The sequence below is a fragment of the Dyadobacter fermentans DSM 18053 genome (assembly GCF_000023125.1).
In the GTDB taxonomy this organism is placed as follows: domain Bacteria; phylum Bacteroidota; class Bacteroidia; order Cytophagales; family Spirosomataceae; genus Dyadobacter; species Dyadobacter fermentans.
This window is the reverse complement of record NC_013037.1, coordinates 2,459,786-2,478,851: the sequence shown is the minus strand read 5'-3', so window position 1 is coordinate 2,478,851 and position 19,066 is coordinate 2,459,786. Positions and strand designations below refer to the sequence as shown.

Below are 19,066 nucleotides of genomic sequence, written 5' to 3'. Positions count from 1 at the left end.
GTTGGTTTAAAAGTCAGACTTTCATCCTGCGGGCGATCACCGGCATGCATATCTTGAACCATTCGGTGTAGCTATGCGGGTTTTGCGCGATGTCGGCCTGTATTTCGTCCATCGTCAGGTATTTGTATTCGCTGGCTTCTGCCGGGTCGATGGCCGGGACGGCGTCCGAAACACCGTAAAAAACGTGGTCCAGCTCGTTCTCCGTCAGGCCGTTTTCCAGGTCGGCGCGGTATTGGAAGGTGTAAAGGAATTCGAGGTCGGCGTGAATGCCCATTTCCTCGCGCAGGCGGCGTACGGCACCATCGTGCACGGCCTCGCCCGGGAGCGGGTGGCTGCAACAGGTGTTGGACCAAAGGCCTTCCGAATGGTATTTGCCGAATGCCCGGCGTTGCAGCAGCATTTCGCTGTTTGAATTAAAAATAAATACCGAAAATGCACGGTGAAGCACCCCTTTCTCGTGGGCTTCGAGCTTGGGCATCAGGCCAATGGCCTCGTCGTTTTCCGTTACCAGCACAACTTGGTCGTTCATAGAATGGTGGGTTTCAGGTTTTGTATTGCGGGATTATTCTTTCCACACAACACAAAAACGTCATAAAAGATCAAACTGGTGCCTCAGCAGCGACCGAAACATCAGTCCGAACTTGTCGATATCCGGAATCCTGATCCGCGCATTCATCACTTTTTCCGGTGGCGTTTCCTTGATCCTCATAAACAGCTTTTTATAATAGTAATAGGCCAGGTAAACGCCTCTGCGCGAGCTCGAAGGCAGGCCGCGGATACCCGTGAGCGCGTCCTCGAAATCCGCCTCGATCTCCTGCTGGATCTGCACTTTGTCGGCATAGGAGAAATGGTTGAAATTCACTCCCGGAAAATAAGTGCGGCCGAGCGTCTGGTAATCGGCTTTCAGGTCGCGGAGGAAGTTTACTTTCTGGAAAGCGGCGCCCAGTTTCATGGCGTAGGGTTTCAGCGAATCGTAGAGCGCCCGGTCGTTTTCTGTAAATACACGCAGGCACATCAATCCCACCACCTCGGCCGAGCCCAGCACATATTCCTGGTATGAGTCCTGCGTGTGTTCCTTTTGAAGCAGATCCATCTCCATGCTTTTCAGAAATGTATCGATTAGCTGCCATTCGATCTGGTAGGTGTGCACCACGTGCTGGAAGCTGTTCAAAATCGGGTTAATGCTGATCCGCTCGCGTATCGCTTCGTGCGTTTCCCTGCGGATGCGTGCCATCATTACCGCCTGCTCGTAGCCATGAAAGCTGTCCACAATTTCGTCGGCCAGCCGCACAAACCCATAAATGCCGTAAATGGCCTTGTGAAACGAGGGTTTCAGGAAATAAATACCCAGCGAAAATGAGGTGCTGTACAATTGCGTGGTTTTTTTGCTGCACGACGCCGATAATTCATCAAAAAGGGCTTTCATAAGCTAGTTGTTTAGGTATTTGAGGACTTCATGGGCGGCAATGCTGCCGGAGATGATTGCGGGGGGCACGCCGGGGCCCGGAACGGTGAGCTGTCCGGCGAAAAACAGGTTACTGACTTTCGGGCTTCTCAGCTTGGGTTTGAAAACGGCCGTCTGGCGCAGGGTATTGGCAAGGCCGTAGGCGTTGCCCTGGTAAGCGTTGTAATCATTCTTAAAATCCGAAACGCAATAGCTTTTTCGGTATACGATATGGTCCCGGATGGTTTCGCCGGCAAACTTTTCAAGGCGGTCCATCAGGATCTGGTAGTAATGTTCGCGGATGGGCTCTGGATCGGGCAGGCCGGTGGCGATGGGCATCAGGATGAACAGGTTTTCGCAACCTTCGGGCGCTACCGATGGATCTGTGACCGACGGGCAGCAGACATAGAAAAGCGGCGCCGTAGGCCATTTTTTGTCCTTATATATTTCTTCGGCATGCAGGCCGAAATCCTGGTCGAAAAAGAGGTTATGATGCCGCAGTTTTGGAATGCGCTTGTTTACACCGAGATAAAAAAGCAGGCAGGAGGGGGCGAATGTCCGGCTTTGCCAGTAGGTTTCATTATAATGCCTGTCTGCCGGTGCCAGCAGCGCATCTTCAATATGCCGGTAATCCGCGCTGCCGATAATGGCGTCGGCTGCTACCGATGCGCTGGTGGTGTGAATATGGTGGATTTTGCCGTTGGAGGTTTCCAGTTTCTCAACCGTTTCGGCAGTTCGGAACTCCACGCCGGCTTGCCTGGCAATGTCGCGGAACGTATCGGCCACTTTTCCAAATCCGCCCATGGGATAAAATGTTCCCTGTTTGAGCCCCGAGTAGTTCATCAGGCTGTAAAGCGCAGGCGTGTCCTTCGGCATTGCGCCCAAAAAAAGCACCGGAAATTCGATCAGTGCCAGTAACCTGGGATCTTTAAAGAACCGCCGCGCGTGCTTGCTGAACGAGCTGAAAACCTGCAAACGCAGCGCCTGGCCGAAGAGCCTCAGGCTCATGAATTCGGTGATGGAATGTCCGGGCTTGTACACCATGTCGTGCATGCCCGTTTCATATTTGAATTCCCCGTCGGCGATAAACCGGCGGAGTTTATCCGCCGCGCCCGTTTCAATTTCTTCGAACCGCGCGCAAAGCGCTTCGAAGTCGGCGGGAATGTCCATCACCTCGCCACCCGGAAACACCACCGCAAAGCCCGGGTCGAGCTGGCGGAGCTGGTACCAGTCTGACACGCTGTGCCCGAATTGCCCGAAAAAACGCTCGTACACGTCGGGCATCCAGTACCAGCTTGGCCCCATATCGAATGTAAATCCCTGATCCGAAAAGGTGCGTGCGCGTCCGCCGATCGTGTCGTTTTTCTCAAAAACGGTTACCTGATGCCCTTGGTACGCCAGAATGGCGCTGGCGGCCATTCCCGCAAAGCCGGCCCCGATGACGCCTACCGCCTTTTTGCCTCCGTGATGATCATGTAGTGTGTGGCTCATTGGTTCCGATGGTTTCAAACAGTTGTTCTATCGACTGTATTCTGCTGACACTGGGTTCAATCTCCCCATGCCCCATATAACCTGAAAAGCAGATCCGGGAGTCGGGAAAGTCGCGGATAAGCTGGCCGAGCAGGTTTCCTGCCTGGTTTTCAAGTTGATTGCTTACGAAAAATGTATAAATGTGTGTCGGCCTGATGCTACCGGCTGCGGCCAGGAGGTCGGGGTAGGGCAGGCGCGCCCCAAGGTAAACGGCCGCTTTTCCGGCCCTGATAATAAGGTAATACGCAAAAAGAAGTCCGATTTCATGCTCCTCGCCCTCATGAAGGAACAGCAGCCATTGCTGGTCGCTGTGCTCGGGCACGGGCAATGTATCGATCGCAGTAAAGAGCTTTTGCCGAATCAGGTTAGACAAAAAGTGTTCCTGCGCGGGCAGCAATGCATCCTTGGTCCACATGAGCCCCGTCCGGATGAGCAGCGGGTAAAGGATTTTTTCATAAGTAGCGATCAGCCCGAGCCGCCCTACGGCATCGGCAAATAACCGATGGAAAGTCACCGCATCATAGGCCGCAATGGCGATCACAGCCTCGTTTATCCAAGCTTCGATATGCTCCGTCGTCTCCGGCGACTCCGCGATAATGCGGTCTATTTCCTCCCGTATCTCCGCATTGGTAAGCTGGCTGATATGCGAAATCTTCATTCCCCTGCCCAGCAACGTGCACACATTCAGGAGCTTCTTAACATGGTCGTCGTTATAGTAGCGGATGTTGGTCTCGGTCCTTTCCGGTTCCAGGAGGCCGTAACGCTGCTCCCAGATGCGGATCGTGTGCGCTCTGGTGCTGGTGATACGTTCGAGATCCCGGATGGAATAGGTGGACATTTTTTTTGTTTAACGTTTTTCAAAAATAGTTAAACAAAATTATTCTTTCACTTTTTTGTAGGAAAAATAAAAATTGCTGCTACTTTTGGTATTGATAATATCTTATGTCTGATTTTAAAAATATCAACTCATGGGTGCGCAGGACATTTTCTGGTCGGTCAATATCAAGTTCCTCCGTTTGCGTCAGAAACTTAGCCAGGAAGCGCTGGCGGAAAAGCTCGGGATCAGCAGGGTAAAGCTCAATGCGATCGAAAGCGGCCGGACGGCCAACCCGACGGTCGATGATCTGATCAACTTCTCCGAGTATTTCCGGATGAGTATCGACAGCCTTCTTAAAATAGAACTGAGCAAGCTGTCGGACCAGAAGCTGAAAGACCTCGAAGAAGGAAGTGAGCTGTTCATGAAAGGCGACCAGATCCGCGTCCTGGCGATTACGGTGGATAAGGAGGACAAAGAGAACATCGAATACGTGCCCGTGCAGGCGCGGGCGGGGTACCGCTCCGGTTATGCCGACCCTGAGTTCCTGGCCACATTACCGCGCTTCAACTTGCCTACCGTACCCAAAAACGGCACTTTCCGCATGTTCCCGACTGTGGGCGATTCCATGCTGCCGGTGCCCGAAGGCGCGGACATCATCACCCGGTACGTTCAGGACTGGACAACCGTGAAGCCTGAAACGCCCTGCATTGTGATCCTGAAAGGCGACCAGGACTTCGTTTTCAAGCAGGTTACCATTAACCAGGAAGCCGGAACGATGCTTTTGCAATCGTTCAACAAGCAATATTTTGCCTACACCGTGCCCATCGGCGAAGTGATTGAGTTGTGGGAATATTACAGCTTCCACAGCAAGGCGCTTCCGGAGCCACAGACCGATATGCAGCAGCTCATGCGGATGTTGCAGGAAATGCAAAACGAAATTCGCGAATTGAAGAAAAAGTCCACCTATAAGTAATAGAGGAAACGCTTACAAATAATTAGACAGGCCGGGTTATATCCCCGGCCTTTTGCATTTTTAGCAGTTAGGGCATATTAGAAATGTTATAATCGTTAAAATAGGGTTAGAATGCTTATTTCGAACATTTTACCAAATGCTGAATACGGAATTCTAGAAGTACTGGGCATTTTTGAGCGCAATTTGTAGAAATAGTATGCATAGCCCGATGCTGGAATTGTCTTCAAATCACTCACACTATTTTGTCGAGCACTATGGGTACTCTTCGATTAGTGCAATTTTTGGCAAACTTGTCACCCCTCAAAACCCTTGCATTACCCCAAAGTACCCCCGGGTGGTCACAAAAAGAATAATTGATCGAAAAGGGTCGTCTAATTTCGTCGAGTCAGAAATCAAAAGACTCAACAATGTCAATCAAACCTCTCCTCGTAAGCCTCCTGGCCCTCCTCTTTTTAAGCTCATACCCATCATCGGCGCAGAGCCCTACTGCTGCTGCAAAGCGGTTCAATATATTCGTTAAAGGCGATGCCGTGCTGCAATCCAGCGAAACCGAAGGTCCGATTGCTGTGGGCGGAAATGTGACCACGAATCAGTATCAGATCAGTTTCAACAGCAATCACGGCGTATTTTTTGTTAAAAATGCTTCCATCGGCCTGGCCGTTCGCGGCGGTGCCAAGCTCAACAGCGGCACACTTCAGGTAAACGGCGGTAACTATGTGAAAATCGGAAACTGCGGAATGTTCGATAGCGGCAGCAATGCAATGACCGTTTGGTACCGCGATAACAACAATGCAGCTTCGACGATCCGCATTAACCAGAACCCCAACGATTACTCCGCGTCGCCGAACATCATGATCAACGCAAACATCCATTCATGGTCGCCGACAGTAGGCGAGGGAAGTAATCCCGTGTGCGAAAATGTCTTCGGAATCGGCGAAAACCAGATCGATATCGACGGAGCTTTCCTTACATTCATCAAGCGTTCCAATCAGTTGAAGGACATGGCGGACAACCTGCCCATCCGTGACCAGAATGGCCGGATCGTGGACGCGGCGGCTATGGGCCCGTACCTCGACCCCAGTGTAATCGGCAATAACCCCAAAATCATAGTTGATCCTAATAAAATCAACGTCCTGACCGTTTCGGCTGCCGTTTGGCACAAGATCGGCAATGCGAACTTTGAAGGAATCCCGTCGGGCGCGCAGCTTGGGCAAACCAGCCCGTCCGGAAATTTCGGTCTGATTATCAACATCGTAGACTTCCCTACATTCTGCGGCGTTACGGGAAACAACAAAATCAACTTCCCCGGCTTCGGCGGTTTGAACGACTCTCAGGGCTCGTACGTGATCTACAACTTCCCGGATGCGACCAAAGGCATCACACTCGGCGGTAACGCGCAGATCAGCGGAACCATTTTCGCGCCGCAGGCGGATGTTGTGAAAGAAAACAATGGTAATATCAATGGGCAGATCATCGCAAAAAGCTTCGTGCACAAAAGCGACGAGGTTCACTTCTGGCCATTCCTGCCATCGATCCCCGAGCCTGTTGAGAAGAAGATCGAAGCGGCTGCTTCATCCAAATGTCTCAAAAATGCGCCGTGGCTGGATTACAACATTACACCGAACTACGATGCCAACGGTGCATCGGCGAAAATTGAATGGATTAATTCAGAAGGAAAAGTGATCCAGGAAGACAGCGACCTGCCATTGACGGGAAGCATCCTGTTCCCGGGAGCAGCGGTGGACGTCAACGGAACCGGAACCGCGTGGCCGGGCTTCAAGCTGGACGGTAACAAATGGGTGGAAGTGGAGGACGACCGTTACGGTTCACTTCGCCACGGCGGCGCCACGATCCGCATCACGGTGGACCCGTCGACAGTAATCTCGATCGACTATCCTGCATCAACCTCAACGTGTTACACAACACCGCCTCCTGCAACACCTTTGCCTTTAACATTAGCATTTTTTAACGTACAAAATGTAAATTGCAATGCGGAACTGAAATGGAAGGTAACAGAAGCCAAAGATTTCTCACATTTCGAGGTCGAACGCTCAACAGATGCCCGGACTTACAGTGCAGTTGCCCGGATCGATTACGATGCCACCAAATCCGCTTATATTTTCAACGATACACCATTTTCATCAGAATCTGTACCTGCAAAGGCCTATTATTATCGTCTTAAACAGGTCGATACTGACGAAACGTTTGAATACAGCGCAATCCGCAGCGTACTGGCGGGAACTTGCGACGCCCGGTTGGCCGTGGACTTCTTCCCGAACCCGACCCAGGACGAAATGAACGTAAGAAGTTACTCACCGGTGAAAAAACTTGAAATATTTACGCTTGCAGGAAAGCCGGTATACCAAATCTTACCCGGAGCCAACGAAACGGAGATTAAAGTGAACGTGAGGGCTTTCGCACAGGGAATGTATATTGTGAACGTGGTGAATGAAGAAGGAAAATACACTTCAAAAGTGCTCAAAAAGTAGAATGAATTGATCTTATATAGCGTTATGTGAAACTTAAAGCTGCCGGCAATTTGCTGGCAGCTTTTTTTTATGCCTGCTAAACAAGTTTCCGGCCTTTCCACTCGTATTCCCCCTTCTGCGCCGCCAGCCCGAAAAAGCAAACATAAAGCGGATAAATGCATTGGGTAACCGGGATGTACGCCAGCGAGTTCCGCTTTTGAAGAAATGCGAGCACCGAGCCGAGGAAGAACCATTCGGGGATACATTTCAATGCAAGCATTCCCCAAAAGCTACCGGCCGGGACCATGCCCGCGAGCGCGAGCGCACCTGCGAGTAGCAGGGAGAAATTCGCGGAAAATATGTATACCGCCAGCACGAGCGGTGTTTTGCTCTGATAATGCTTCCATTTGCTCGCCCATCGTTTGCGCTGGCGGTAAAAACTCTGCCAGTTGCGGTGCGGCGCGGTACGGATAATAGCGGCCGGATCGCGCAGGAAGTGTACGGAACCGGGATGCGCGCCGGCAATTTTGTGCATCAGGAACTCATCGTCGCCCGATGCGATGTGGCGTACGCCGTCGTAACCGTCTGCCTCTACAAACGCGGCTTTTTCATAGGCGAGATTGGCACCATTGCACATCGATGGGTAGCCGGCCGACATAGATGCCGCGCCGCTGCCGATAAGGCTGGCGAATTCGACGGTCTGTAAATGATCGGTCAGTGAGGTTTCTTGCGTGAATGTGACGGGCGAGCTGATCAGCTTTGCGCCGGTTTGGGCGTAGCATGCGGCAATGGCCTGCAGCCAGCCGGGATGCGCCCGGCAGTCGCCGTCGGTGGTGACGATGAGCTTTCCCCGGGCGTGCTGCATGGCAGTTTCGATGGCCCTTTTTTTTGGCGCCGAAGTGCGGACGTCGGGTAGGGGAATGAGCGATATTTCAGCCCTGGAATGCGCTGCAAACTCGCGCACAATGCCTGCCGTGCCGTCCGTAGAGCTATCGTCCATCACCAGCACTTCGAAATTTCGGTGGGGTAAAGTCTGCCGGTCGAGGTCTTGCAGGAGCGCCACAATGTTGTCCGCTTCGTTTCTGACGGGAATGATCACCGTCACAAAAAAGTCGGACGGAAGAGTGGTCGTTGCGGCCGGTTTCCTGATCCTTGACCAAAGCAATGTGAGCGCCAGCGTAAAAACCGCATAGCTTCCAAGCAGCAGCCAAATGACCGCCTCAACCCATGAGATTAGTCCAAAGCTGCCCATCTAAACCTTGATTTTCTTCCATTTATATTTCCAGATCAGGAATATGCCTACGAGAATAGGCCCGAGCACATTCAGAATCCAGATGAGAAACGTAGCGGCGATGATCTGCTCGGGCGGCAGCTGGTAGGATGCAAACACGACCAGCGCCGTGAATTCCCGCAAACCAAGATCACCCAGCACATTTACAGCCGGAATGAGCGTTTTGGCAAGAAAAATCAGCGAAACGCAAGCCGCCAGTCCCGCGGCGGAAACGGCAAAGTCGAATAGCGACAATGCGAGCAGGAACTGGGTCAGGAAAACCAGATAGCGAATAGCGCCATATAAGGTAGCCACGGAAACCTCCCGGGCCGTGTAGGTGCCGGCCACGACGATATACTGCTGCATTTTGCGGAAAATACTCCTTCGAGGGCGCCAGCGGGTGAGCGGTTTGCGGTAAGCAAAAGCGGCAGGGCCGAGCAGCAGCACCGCCACAAGTGTAATGCGGATCGCCATTTTAGCCGTTTCGGAAATGTCCAACCCTTTTTCCAGGTAGAGCCAGCCAGCCGCGCCCGCAAGAACGGAAACATAAAACTGAATGCCGTTGGAAACCAATGCCGCGCCGATTGCTTCGAGCCGGCGGTCGGATTTGAGCGCTGCCACGCGCCCGAGCGTGTCGCCGAGCTGAGCAGGCACCGCTACACCCACGGCCAGGCCGGTGAGTGTTCCCCTAAATGCTTCGAGGAAAGTGATAGGGACTATTTTGCGCGTCAGCGACTGCCATTTCAGGCTTTCGAGCGCCCAGTTGAGGGGCATCAGCAGGGTCATCCCAAGCAGCACGGGCACGTTTTCCGCCGACCATATCGTGGCGAACACGCTTCCGATGTCGGTAATGCCTTTCTGTTCATTTCGGAATGTGCGGTAAATGTAGCTCACGATCAGGGCCGTCACCACGAGCTTGATCGCCCAGAGCAGGTTTGCCTGGCCGCTTTTTGGCTTTGGAGGCGAGAGTTCCTTATCTTGCACCATGCTAAAAACGGAGGTTTCGGAAAAGGTCATTATTGGTGTGGACCCAGGCACGCAAGTGATGGGTTATGGGGTTATTTCGGTCAAAGGACAGCAAATTTCGCTGGTGCAGTACGGGGTGATTCATCTGAGCAAATATAGTACGCACGAGTTGAAGTTGAAGAAAATCTTTGAACGCCTCACCCAGCTGATCGAGGATTACCTGCCCGACGAAATGGCGATCGAAGATCCCTTTTATGGCAAAAATGCGCAGTCGATGCTCAAACTCGGGCGCGCCCAGGGCGTAGCGATGGCGGCCGCACTGGCGCGCAACATCCCGATCGTCGAGTATTCTCCTAAAAAGGTGAAGCAATCGGTCACCGGCAGCGGCAATGCTTCCAAAGAGCAGGTGGCCTACATGCTCGAAAAAATCCTGAAAATGGAGCTCAGCCGCGAGTTCATGGATGCCACCGACGGCATCGCAATCGCGATTTGCCATCAGTACCATGCCAATTCGCCGGCCTCTGTGGCGACCGGCGGTTCTAAAAAAGCTAAAAAGGGCGGCTGGGGTGCATTTGTAAGTGAAAACCCCAACCGCATACGCTAATTATTTACGGATCATTTTGAGCGACCGGGTGATTTTGCCGGCTTTCAGGCGGTAAACGTACAAGCCCGCCGCCAGCGATGTCCCGTTTACATCCACCGTGTGCCAGCCCTGCGGCAACACCCCGTTTTTCAACTCTTCCATTCGCTGACCCATCAGGTTAAATAATTCCAGCCGCACCTCTTCCGACTGCGGTAGGTAAAAGGAAATTGTTCCCGACGCTCCAAACGGGTTGGGACGGTTTTGCAGCAGCACCACACCTTTGGCCTCGCCGCAGGTGTTCGCAGGTAATACTTCAAACTCGTCGCTGCGGTATGTGGTAATCTCGGGCGCAGTCGTGCGGATTGCCAGCGAATACCGGCCCTCGGTGAGCGTGTCGGGCAGCATGGCTACGAGCTTTTGCGATGCATTGCTGGTTATTTCCCACGCGACTGTCTTGCCGGTCGTGACTTGTTGCAGTTCTACACTTGTTTTGTTATCGGCAGCAAAAGTGGAGTTGGTCGCCAGTTTCAGGTCCAGCGGTTCGCCGGGGCAATAGGTTCTCTTGGGATTGAAAGAGAGGATCTGCCGGTCGTCGAAGGATTGGATCTCGCCGCCGGTGGTCATAATGAGCAATTTGTCTTTGTAATACTCAATATCGAAGGGTTCGTGGAGGAGGTTAAGGCCGTCGGAGTAGGCGCTGGCCTTGCCGTCCGCGTATTTCACAAGCGCAAAGTTGTCCATCTTCTGAGCGTCCCACCGGGTTCTCCGGTAGGAAGCAAGCCACATGTTTCCGCTGCCGTCAAAAACGATTTTCCGGATAGGAAATGGCCGTAGCGCCTCGATCGCGTCCCATGAACCCGTTGCCGTGTTGAGCACGGACACGCCGAAGGAGCCGTACACGTAACAATTGTCCTTCTCATCAAATACCATCCCGCTCACGCCGTCCCAGAAAGGAAACTGCGGCTGAGAGGTCCATTGGCCATTTTCATAATAAGCCATATAGCCGCCATCGCCCATGCTCCACACCCTGTCGCGGTTATCGCTGGCCAGGGTCACAGGCCGGAACACATGAGGCTGGTTCTGATGCTTCGTCCACACGCCATTCTGGACCTGGATGACACCTTCCTCATAGCTTTTGAAAAAATAGCCTTCGTTTTTGGTATACACCATGGGTTGGAGATAGCCCATATATAATGGCGTGGCCGAAAAGCTTTTCTCATATTGGTCGTCGGTCATTTGTACGGCAATGTTCTTCATGAAGTCGATCGTGAGTGTCTGCCCGTCGGGCGCGGCCCCAAATGCGCCTACGTACATGGGGCTTTGCCCTTTGGTGGTCGATGGCAAATAGGTTTTCCATGTTTGCAGGTCGCTGGTACGGTGGTAACCGCCCTGGAAGTTGAACACATACAGGTGCTCGCCCGCTTTCATAAACCGGTTAAATAGCACGTCCGCGGTGGCGTAGCCGGTACTTTGAACCACTTCGGCCGGAGTTCCCAGGAACGCGAACCGATTGTCGTGCGAGCCCGTATTCATGCGTGAAACCTCCCAGCCCGACGGTGCGAGATTGGCCAGCTGCATGCGCGACCGAACGTAATAGGTTGTATTTTCTTCCAATGACGGTACAAACACCGATTTGTCAGAAAGTGAATGATTGGCTTCATTATTCGAAAATGACTGCTCAAAAACGATGTTTTCAAATGAAGCATCCGTTGCTACCTGGAATACGCCGGTATAGGCTTCGGGGCCGCGGTCGGGCACCCACTGGCGTAGCGCGAGCAACGGCCGGGTAGACAGCGGCTGGGTAGAATCGGGCAGGATGTTTGTCGTGAAATCCGTGGCGTACAACTCTTTCCAGTTCGACCATTCGGTCCAGGAGCCAAATCTGTTCACCCGGAATTTCAATGCGTAGTACTGGTCTTTTTTTAACGGCAGCTGAATGGAAAAGTGCTGGATGTTCTGGTTATCCGGTTGCCGGGTGATTTCATACACCTCGGAGGAAAACGGGAGTTGTACTTCCAGCTGGTACGACGAAATACCTTCCAGGTTTCGGAACGAGCCGGAAATGGTCCCCGCGCTCGTGCGGGAAAGGCTGATAAATTGCGGAGGCAGTGAAGCGCTTTTCCAGCCGCTGATGCTGAATGCTGCCGGCGCCGACCATTCGGTGGTGCCGTGGCTGTTCTCGGCGCGGAAGCGGGCGAAGTAATTGCCGTCGCTTTGTCCCGGTGAGCGGTGAAATGCCTGGTTTACCACCGTATCCTCCACGATTTGGGTGAATGCTTCGTCGGTGGCGATCTGGAACCGGAATTGAGCGGCGCGCTCGGAGGCAAACCATTCAAAATACGGTGCGAAATCGTTCGCGGTGCCGGGCTTGGTGAGTACGGTCAGTGGGCCGGGCGCCGCAGGCTTTTCAGTAAATGGTTTTAATGAAAATGACGGATTGACTTTCCCTTCGGCATACTCTCTTATGAGATTGCGGCAAAAAGGGTGGAATGTAAGCTTGGATCGGCAATACGACATGATCGTGCCGTTAACCACTTCCCGGCTACCCGACGGACAGGCTTCGTTGGCACCTTCCAGCTCCTCGCAATGGTCGATCGCCCCGCCGGGCCAGGAACAGCTGTGTGTGTGCGGAGAGCCGAGCGTATGGCCCAGCTCGTGGGCGAGCAGGTCGGGCAAAAGCGTGGTATTGGGGGACGGCAGGTTGGATGTGGCCATCCGGTAACCTCCGTAAAACCAGCCGGAACGGATCGACATCCCCACGACGGCGTCCCGTTCTTCCTTGCGATGTTCGAGCCAGTAATTCTGCACTTTCGTGAAATAGTCGTAGTCAAATTCCAAGGTGTAGGGCTCCGGTTCCTGCCAGATGTGGATGAACGAAACGGTCAGCTTGATATTCATTTCGCGCTCGAAAATGGCAGAAGCCTCCCGGAACATTTTGTAAACAGCCTCTTTAATCTTCTCCTGGTCATGGTTGTATTGCGCCGCAGTTTTGTATTCGACATCCACGGCAATGCGGTATTCCAGCATCTCACCGGCGTGCATCCGCGCCTGGGTGAGGTCCGTTCTTTTGGAAATTTTTTCCAGATAAGCGATCATCAGTGAGTCGTTGGTACCGCAGGACGGCGCCGCTTGCTGAGCGCGCGCAATTCCGACCGTCAGGAGCAACAGGATGATTGTCAGGTATTTGAATGGGAGATGTGCTGGCATTGACAGGGTGGGTGAATTGTAACCGTTGATAATTATTCAGTAAGACAACAAAAGTGTGCAGAAGGGTTGCACATTTTTTAATCTCAGTATTAAAAAATTTTAATGGTATTAATCCAACATTTGGTTTTACTAATCAAACGTTTGTTTAATTAAATCAAACGATCGTTTGATTTTTGTTTTAGGGACGGTTACCTTTGTATCGCCATCAGCAACAATGACTAAAAAAGCCCTGTTGATGAGCTCTCAAATGGAATATAACGCGAAACAAATACAGATCATAGAAGTGGCGGAGCGGCTGTTCTCACAGAAAGGTTTCGCCGGTACCTCGGTGCGGGATATCGCCCAGGAAGCGGATGTGAATGTCTCGATGATATCCTACTATTTCGGTTCGAAGGAGAAGCTGATCGAAGCGCTTTTCCAGTTTCGCATGACCGAATCCAGCAACCGCCTCGAAACCCTGATGATGGCCAGCGAGCTTTCCGCGCTGCAAAAATTCAATGTCTTCATCGACAGTGTGATCGACCGGCTGATGGGCAATCAGTGCTTTCATAACATTATGATGCGCGAGCAGCTGTCGTCGGAGCGCACGCCGGTTATTTCGGAGTACATCCGCGGACTGAAAATGCGGAATGTGGAACTGATCGCGCGGATGATCCGCGAAGGACAGGACGCCGGCGATTTCCGGAAGGATATCAATGTAAGCCTGGTCACCACCACGCTTTACGGCACCGTTAATTACGCCATTGCCACCCAGGATTTTTACAGGATCATCAATGGCCTCGAACAGCTTTCCGACGAAGCGTTTCACCAGCATTTGCGGACTGAGCTGAGCCAACACCTTAAGAACTTATTCAAATCAACAATAACCAATGAACACCACGTCCAGAATTAGCAGAATGGTTTGTCTGGCAACCGGGATTGTCTGGTTTGCCGTGACGGGTCATTCGTACGCCCAGAGCGCACGCACGATCAGACTGGAAGAGGCCATTTCGATGAGCCTCCAAAACAGCAAACAATTGAAATTGAGCCAAAGTAACGTCGATCTGGCCGGGTTGGGCATCCGTCAGATCAAGGAAAACCAGTTGCCGAGTTTGAGCGTTTCGGGTTCTTACCTGCGGGTAAATTCACCGAATGTAAACCTGAAAATCAGCCGGGAAGGCAACGACAGCACGGGCAATTCGGGCGGTTTGCCGAACGTCCACCAGGCGATGTACGGCATGGCGAGCGCCTCATTGCCGCTCTTTTCGGGCTTTCGTTTCAAATACGGCCTCGAATCGGCGAAATATGTGGAGCAGGCGGTGAAGCTCGATGCCGATGCGAACCGCGAAGCCGTGATCCAGAACACCGTTGCAGCTTATGGCAACCTCTACAAAGCGCAGAAAGCCGTTGACCTCGTCACGGAGAACCTCGTCAGCGAGCGGGAGCGCGTACAGGAGTTTACCAACCGCGAAAAGAATGGAATGCTAGCCCGCAACGACCTGATGAAGGCCAAATTGCAGGAGTCGAATGTAGAGCTGGCATTACTTAATGCGCAAAACGACCTGAAAATCACCACCATCAATATGAATCTGCTGCTGGGGCTTCCCGAAGAAACGGTTATCGAAGCCGACTCTGCAAGTTTTACCACCCTAAAAGCAGAAGGCAATGCGGCCGAATGGGAGCAAACGGCCCTTTCGCATCGCAAGGATTTTGCCGCCAACGGCATTCGCCAGAAAGCCGCCGACAGCGATATCAAAGTGGCCAAAGCGGACCTTTACCCGAGCGTGGCGCTATCAGCCGGATATGTCGCCCTGAATATCCCGGGCGTAGTTACCGTCCCAAATGCGGTGAATGCGGGTATCGGATTCAGATATGATGTGGCATCGCTCTGGAAATCGCATTCCAAAATCGCCGAGGCACGCACGAAAGCCTATCAGCTGAAAACCAACGAGCAGATCATTCTGGACAAGATCCACCTGGAAGTCAATACCGCTTATTACAACTATGTATTGAGCAAAAGGAAGATCGACGTGTACGCCAAAGCTGTGGAGCAGGCGGATGAAAACTACCGCATTACCAAAAATAAATACGACAACAGCCTGGTAACCACCACCGAACTGCTCGACGCCGACGTGGCCCAGGTACAATCCCGCATCGACTACGAAGCCGCCAAGGCCGATGCCGTGGTAGCATATAAGAAGCTCGAACAGACGGCTGGGGTTATTAATTAAGGCATTCAGTCATCGCACCGGCGACCCGGTCAATCATTCAGTCATTAAATCATCGCACCGGCGACCCGGTCACTCATTCAACATTGACAATGGAAACTAACAACACCACCGAAGAAGCACCGAAAAAGAAAAACAACCGCTTCCTCATTATCCTGGCCGTGCTCATTATTGGCGGCGGCACCTGGGGATTTACTAAATACAACCACGGCCTGCACCACGAAGAGACCGACGACGCGCAGATCGACTCGGACATCAGTCCGGTAATACCACGGATTTCGGGCTACGTGACCGAAATTCGTGTAAAGGATAACCAAACCGTGAAAAAAGGCGATACGTTGATCGTCCTCGATAACCGCGACCAGATCATTAAACTGGAACAGGCCAAAGCAGGATTGCTGGGATCGCAGGGCAGCCTGACGGTGGCAAACGAAACCACCAATGCATCGGCAGCCAGCGGCATTACCTACGAAGCGAACATTGCCGTGGTAGCCGCGCAGATCGAAGAGGCAAAAGTGAACCTTTGGCGGGCCAATCAGGATTTCGCACGGTACGAAAACCTGATCAAAGACCATTCGATCACGCAGCAGGAATTTGAACAGGCGCAAGCGACCAAACAAAAAGCCGAACGCGCATTGGCGGTTTTGGTAGCACAAAAAGGTGCCGCCGAACGTCAGGCGAAAGCAGCCGGTCGTCAAACCAAAGCGACCTCGGTGCAAACCGCCGTGGCGAATGCGAACATCAAGGCGCGCCAGGCCGAAATCGCGAACGCGGAGCTGAACCTGTCGTACACCGTGATCACCGCACCGACAGACGGCCGCGTATCGAAAGTGAATGCGCAGCTGGGCCAGTTCCTGCAAGCCGGACAATCGCTTTTCAGCATTATTTCTACCCACAAGCCCTGGGTAACGGCAAACTTCAAGGAAACGCAACTGACGAAAATGAAAATCGGCCAGCACGTGAAAATCCACGTGGACGCTTATCCTGAACACGAATTTGAAGCGCAGGTAGCATCATTCTCGCCAGCCACGGGTGCACGTTTCGCGCTGCTGCCGCCGGATAACGCGAGCGGTAACTTCGTGAAAGTGGTACAACGCCTCCCGGTCCGCATTGAATTTACCAAGGCTGACGACGAAAAGATCGCGCAGCTGCGCCCAGGGATGAACGTGTTCGTCGATGTGGAACTGAACTAAGGTTCGGTACTGAATTTTCGATTCTAAAAACCAAATAACTAATGGAATTACAGGAATCACTGGTCGAATACGGCTACCGCCGGGTAATTATTACCATCACGGCTGTATTGTGTGCGCTGCTGGAAATCGTGGATACCACCATCGTGAACGTGGCGCTCAACGACATGCGGGGAAACCTGGGCGGTACGTTGTCGGAAGTGAGCTGGGTGATAACCGCCTACGCGATCGGTAACGTGATCATCGTGCCGATGACGAGCTGGCTATCGCAGCAGTTCGGCCGCCGCAATTATTTCGCCGCTTCCATCATCATCTTTACAGTGGCCTCATTTCTTTGCGGTAATGCCGATAATATCTGGGAGCTGGTGTTTTTCAGGCTGATACAAGGTTTCGGTGGTGGCGCATTGCTCGTAACTGCCCAAACGCTGATTACGGAGAGTTACCCGCCGGAAAAACGCGGTATCGCGCAGGCCATTTACGGTTTGGGCGTGATCGTAGGCCCCACGCTGGGCCCGCCGCTGGGTGGCTATATTGTTGATAATTACAGCTGGCCTTACATTTTTTATATCAATATCCCGCTGGGTATCATCGCGGCTATGCTGACCCTGGAATTTGTAAGAAGCCCTAAATTCTCTGCCAAAAAAGCAGCCAATGAAATCGACTGGTGGGGCATTATCTTCCTGGCCGTCGCCGTAGGATCATTGCAATATGTGCTTGAAAAAGGGCAGGAGGAAGACTGGTTCAACGACGAAATCATCACGATCCTTACGGTAACCAGTGTGTTCTCATTTTTCTTCTTCATCTGGCGCGAATGGACTTATAAAAACCCGATCGTGAACCTCCGCGTGCTTGCCAACGGTAACCTGCGGGTAGGAACGATACTCTCTTTCATTCTCGGCTTCGGCTTGTACGGCTCCACATTCGTGATCCCGCTGTACACCCAGGCGACGCTGGGCTGGACGGCCACGCAGTCGGGGATGCTCATGGTACCCGCGGCGATTGTGACGGCGATGATGATGCCGATCGTGGGACAGCTACTGCAACGCGGGGTAAAACAGCAATATCTCGTGGCGATCGGAATGATATTCTTCTTCATTTACAGCTACTGGGGCTACCTGATCCTGACGCCCGACACCGGCAAAGACGCGTTTTTCAACATGCTGATCGTCCGCGGAATCGGTTTGGGACTGCTTTTCGTGCCCATTACCACTCTGGCCTTATCGACCCTCAAAGGCCGTGAAATCGGTGAAGGAGCCGCATTCACCGGGATGATGCGGCAGCTCGGCGGCTCGTTCGGGGTGGCGGTAATCACGACATTCATTGCCCGCCAGAACATGGCCCACCGCAACGACCTGGTGAGTAAGCTGGACGTGAATAACCCCATTGTGCAGCAACGGGTGGAAGGCTTGCAGCACAGCTTTATGGCGAAAGGCATGACGCCGGATGTCGCGCTGAACAGCGGCTACAAAATATTGGATTATACGGTATCCAAGCAAGCGCAGGTAATGTCATACATGGATGTGTTCCTCTACCTGGGCGTGATGTTCTTGATTTGTGTTCCCTTTGTGTTATGGACGCGGAGCGGCAAAACGAAAGTCGACGCTTCGTCCGTGCACTAGTGTTTTTAAGTGTAGTAGTATTGCAGAAGAAGCTTCCCGCCATCAGGGAAGCTTCTCTTGTTTGGCATTTGTTCGAAGCTCCCGTTTCGGACTCACTATTCGCAGGCCTCCGGCCGGTCACGCATTATATAACGTGACCGGCCGTTTGTGCGCAATAATCAAATACCAAGAATGGCTTTAAGCGCAACCATTTTCAAAACCGCGACTTTGGGAAAAGGGATATCGGCGAGGATATTGAAATGCCTGTCATGCGTAATAATGTAATCGGCCTGGCAGCTGATAGCACAGTCTACAAATTTGTTGTCGTCCTGATCCGGGATGAGATTCCAACGATAATGTGGCGTAACAAGAATGCCATTACGAGCGGTGGTTAGCAACTCCACGATATTAGTAGCGATGTTGGAGGAGTAAAATTCGCCAATCACCTCTTCGTATTCTCTCAGAATTTCGGTTGTAATGGCGAATTGAAATTGGCCTTCTCGCAGCGCGTCGAACAGCCAGCGCGTCTCTGAGCGTTTTGGGATACTGACTAGCAAACAATTGGTGTCAATGACTAGTATCATTCATATTCTAGTAATGTGTGCGCTTGTGCTGTTCCAGTGCCTCGTTCAGATGTTCCTGTGACAGTCCCTTTTCTTCCCAAATCTGATCCATTTCGTCGTCTATCTGCTTGGCAAAGTAATCTGTAAGCAGTTTTTTGATTTCCTCTTCCTGCCTGGCATTCAATTGTTTCTCAAATAATCTGATCATAAACAATTGCATGGAGTTGAGTTTGGTCGCCTGTTCCATTTT

Annotated in this window: 16 protein-coding genes; 7 read left to right on the top strand and 9 right to left on the bottom strand. The window is 52.3% G+C overall.

Features of this window, described 5'->3' with window-relative positions; translation table 11 throughout:
- Window positions 1–13: 13 nt before the first annotated feature.
- From idi to DFER_RS09985, 4 genes are read right to left on the bottom strand one after another with little or no spacing between them, the layout of a single operon-like run.
- On the bottom strand, window positions 14–529 hold the full coding sequence (gene idi, locus DFER_RS10000) for an isopentenyl-diphosphate Delta-isomerase (RefSeq protein ID WP_015811507.1): 516 nt from the start codon (window positions 527–529) through the stop codon (window positions 14–16).
- Between the two features lie 60 nt (window positions 530–589).
- Window positions 590–1,426: a phytoene/squalene synthase family protein gene (locus DFER_RS09995; RefSeq protein WP_015811506.1), complete on the bottom strand. Its 837-nt coding sequence runs from the start codon at window positions 1,424–1,426 to the stop codon at window positions 590–592.
- A gap of 3 nt (window positions 1,427–1,429) precedes the next feature.
- Window positions 1,430–2,935, bottom strand: coding sequence for a bifunctional phytoene desaturase/3,4-desaturase (gene crtID / locus DFER_RS09990; protein WP_015811505.1), 1,506 nt, complete (start codon window positions 2,933–2,935; stop codon window positions 1,430–1,432).
- Window positions 2,916–3,812, bottom strand: coding sequence for a MerR family transcriptional regulator (locus DFER_RS09985; protein WP_015811504.1), 897 nt, complete (start codon window positions 3,810–3,812; stop codon window positions 2,916–2,918). The genes crtID and DFER_RS09985 overlap by 20 nt, the downstream gene beginning before the upstream one ends.
- Window positions 3,813–3,942: 130 nt before the next feature.
- Between DFER_RS09985 and DFER_RS09980 the strand changes: the two genes are divergently transcribed.
- Together DFER_RS09980 and DFER_RS09975 are read left to right on the top strand one after the other, a co-directional pair.
- Window positions 3,943–4,764 (top strand): XRE family transcriptional regulator, encoded by an 822-nt coding sequence (locus DFER_RS09980; RefSeq protein ID WP_015811503.1) that lies wholly within the window; start codon window positions 3,943–3,945, stop codon window positions 4,762–4,764.
- Between the two features lie 407 nt (window positions 4,765–5,171).
- Window positions 5,172–7,253 carry a choice-of-anchor A family protein gene (locus DFER_RS09975; protein WP_015811502.1) on the top strand — a complete coding sequence of 694 codons (2,082 nt, stop codon included), beginning with the start codon at window positions 5,172–5,174 and terminating at the stop codon, window positions 7,251–7,253.
- Window positions 7,254–7,329: 76 nt separating this feature from the next.
- On the opposite strand, the gene DFER_RS09970 is transcribed toward DFER_RS09975, so the two are convergent.
- Together DFER_RS09970 and DFER_RS09965 are read right to left on the bottom strand one after the other, a co-directional pair.
- Window positions 7,330–8,484 carry a glycosyltransferase gene (locus DFER_RS09970; protein ID WP_015811501.1) on the bottom strand — a complete coding sequence of 385 codons (1,155 nt, stop codon included), beginning with the start codon at window positions 8,482–8,484 and terminating at the stop codon, window positions 7,330–7,332.
- Entirely contained in the window at window positions 8,485–9,489 is a 1,005-nt protein-coding gene (locus tag DFER_RS09965) for a lysylphosphatidylglycerol synthase transmembrane domain-containing protein (protein WP_143828708.1), read from the bottom strand.
- On the opposite strand from DFER_RS09965, the gene ruvC reads away from it, so the two are divergent.
- Window positions 9,488–10,072, top strand: coding sequence for a crossover junction endodeoxyribonuclease RuvC (gene ruvC, locus DFER_RS09960; RefSeq protein ID WP_041736285.1), 585 nt, complete (start codon window positions 9,488–9,490; stop codon window positions 10,070–10,072). The genes DFER_RS09965 and ruvC overlap by 2 nt on opposite strands.
- Here the strand turns inward: ruvC and DFER_RS09955 are convergent, their stop codons facing one another.
- Window positions 10,073–13,258, bottom strand: a complete 3,186-nt coding sequence (locus tag DFER_RS09955) for a zinc-dependent metalloprotease (RefSeq protein WP_015811498.1) — start codon at window positions 13,256–13,258, stop codon at window positions 10,073–10,075.
- A gap of 214 nt (window positions 13,259–13,472) precedes the next feature.
- Here DFER_RS09955 and DFER_RS09950 point away from each other — a divergent pair, with 214 nt between their 5' ends.
- The 4 genes from DFER_RS09950 (at window position 13,473) to DFER_RS09935 (ending at window position 18,274) form a co-directional block, all read left to right on the top strand.
- Window positions 13,473–14,150, top strand: a complete 678-nt coding sequence (locus DFER_RS09950) for a TetR/AcrR family transcriptional regulator (protein WP_015811497.1) — start codon at window positions 13,473–13,475, stop codon at window positions 14,148–14,150.
- A complete protein-coding gene (locus tag DFER_RS09945; RefSeq protein WP_229206226.1) occupies window positions 14,128–15,468 on the top strand; it encodes a TolC family protein in 1,341 nt (446 codons plus the stop codon). The genes DFER_RS09950 and DFER_RS09945 overlap by 23 nt, the downstream gene beginning before the upstream one ends.
- Before the next feature lie 89 nt (window positions 15,469–15,557).
- Window positions 15,558–16,658 carry an HlyD family secretion protein gene (locus tag DFER_RS09940; RefSeq protein WP_015811495.1) on the top strand — a complete coding sequence of 367 codons (1,101 nt, stop codon included), beginning with the start codon at window positions 15,558–15,560 and terminating at the stop codon, window positions 16,656–16,658.
- A gap of 41 nt (window positions 16,659–16,699) precedes the next feature.
- Window positions 16,700–18,274: a DHA2 family efflux MFS transporter permease subunit gene (locus DFER_RS09935; protein ID WP_015811494.1), complete on the top strand. Its 1,575-nt coding sequence runs from the start codon at window positions 16,700–16,702 to the stop codon at window positions 18,272–18,274.
- 158 nt (window positions 18,275–18,432) lie between these two features.
- Here the strand turns inward: DFER_RS09935 and DFER_RS09930 are convergent, their stop codons facing one another.
- Both DFER_RS09930 and DFER_RS09925 read right to left on the bottom strand, forming a co-directional pair.
- Window positions 18,433–18,837 carry a putative toxin-antitoxin system toxin component, PIN family gene (locus tag DFER_RS09930; protein ID WP_015811493.1) on the bottom strand — a complete coding sequence of 135 codons (405 nt, stop codon included), beginning with the start codon at window positions 18,835–18,837 and terminating at the stop codon, window positions 18,433–18,435.
- 7 nt (window positions 18,838–18,844) lie between these two features.
- On the bottom strand, window positions 18,845–19,024 hold the full coding sequence (locus DFER_RS09925; RefSeq protein ID WP_143828707.1) for a DUF8507 family protein: 180 nt from the start codon (window positions 19,022–19,024) through the stop codon (window positions 18,845–18,847).
- Window positions 19,025–19,066 lie beyond the last annotated feature (42 nt).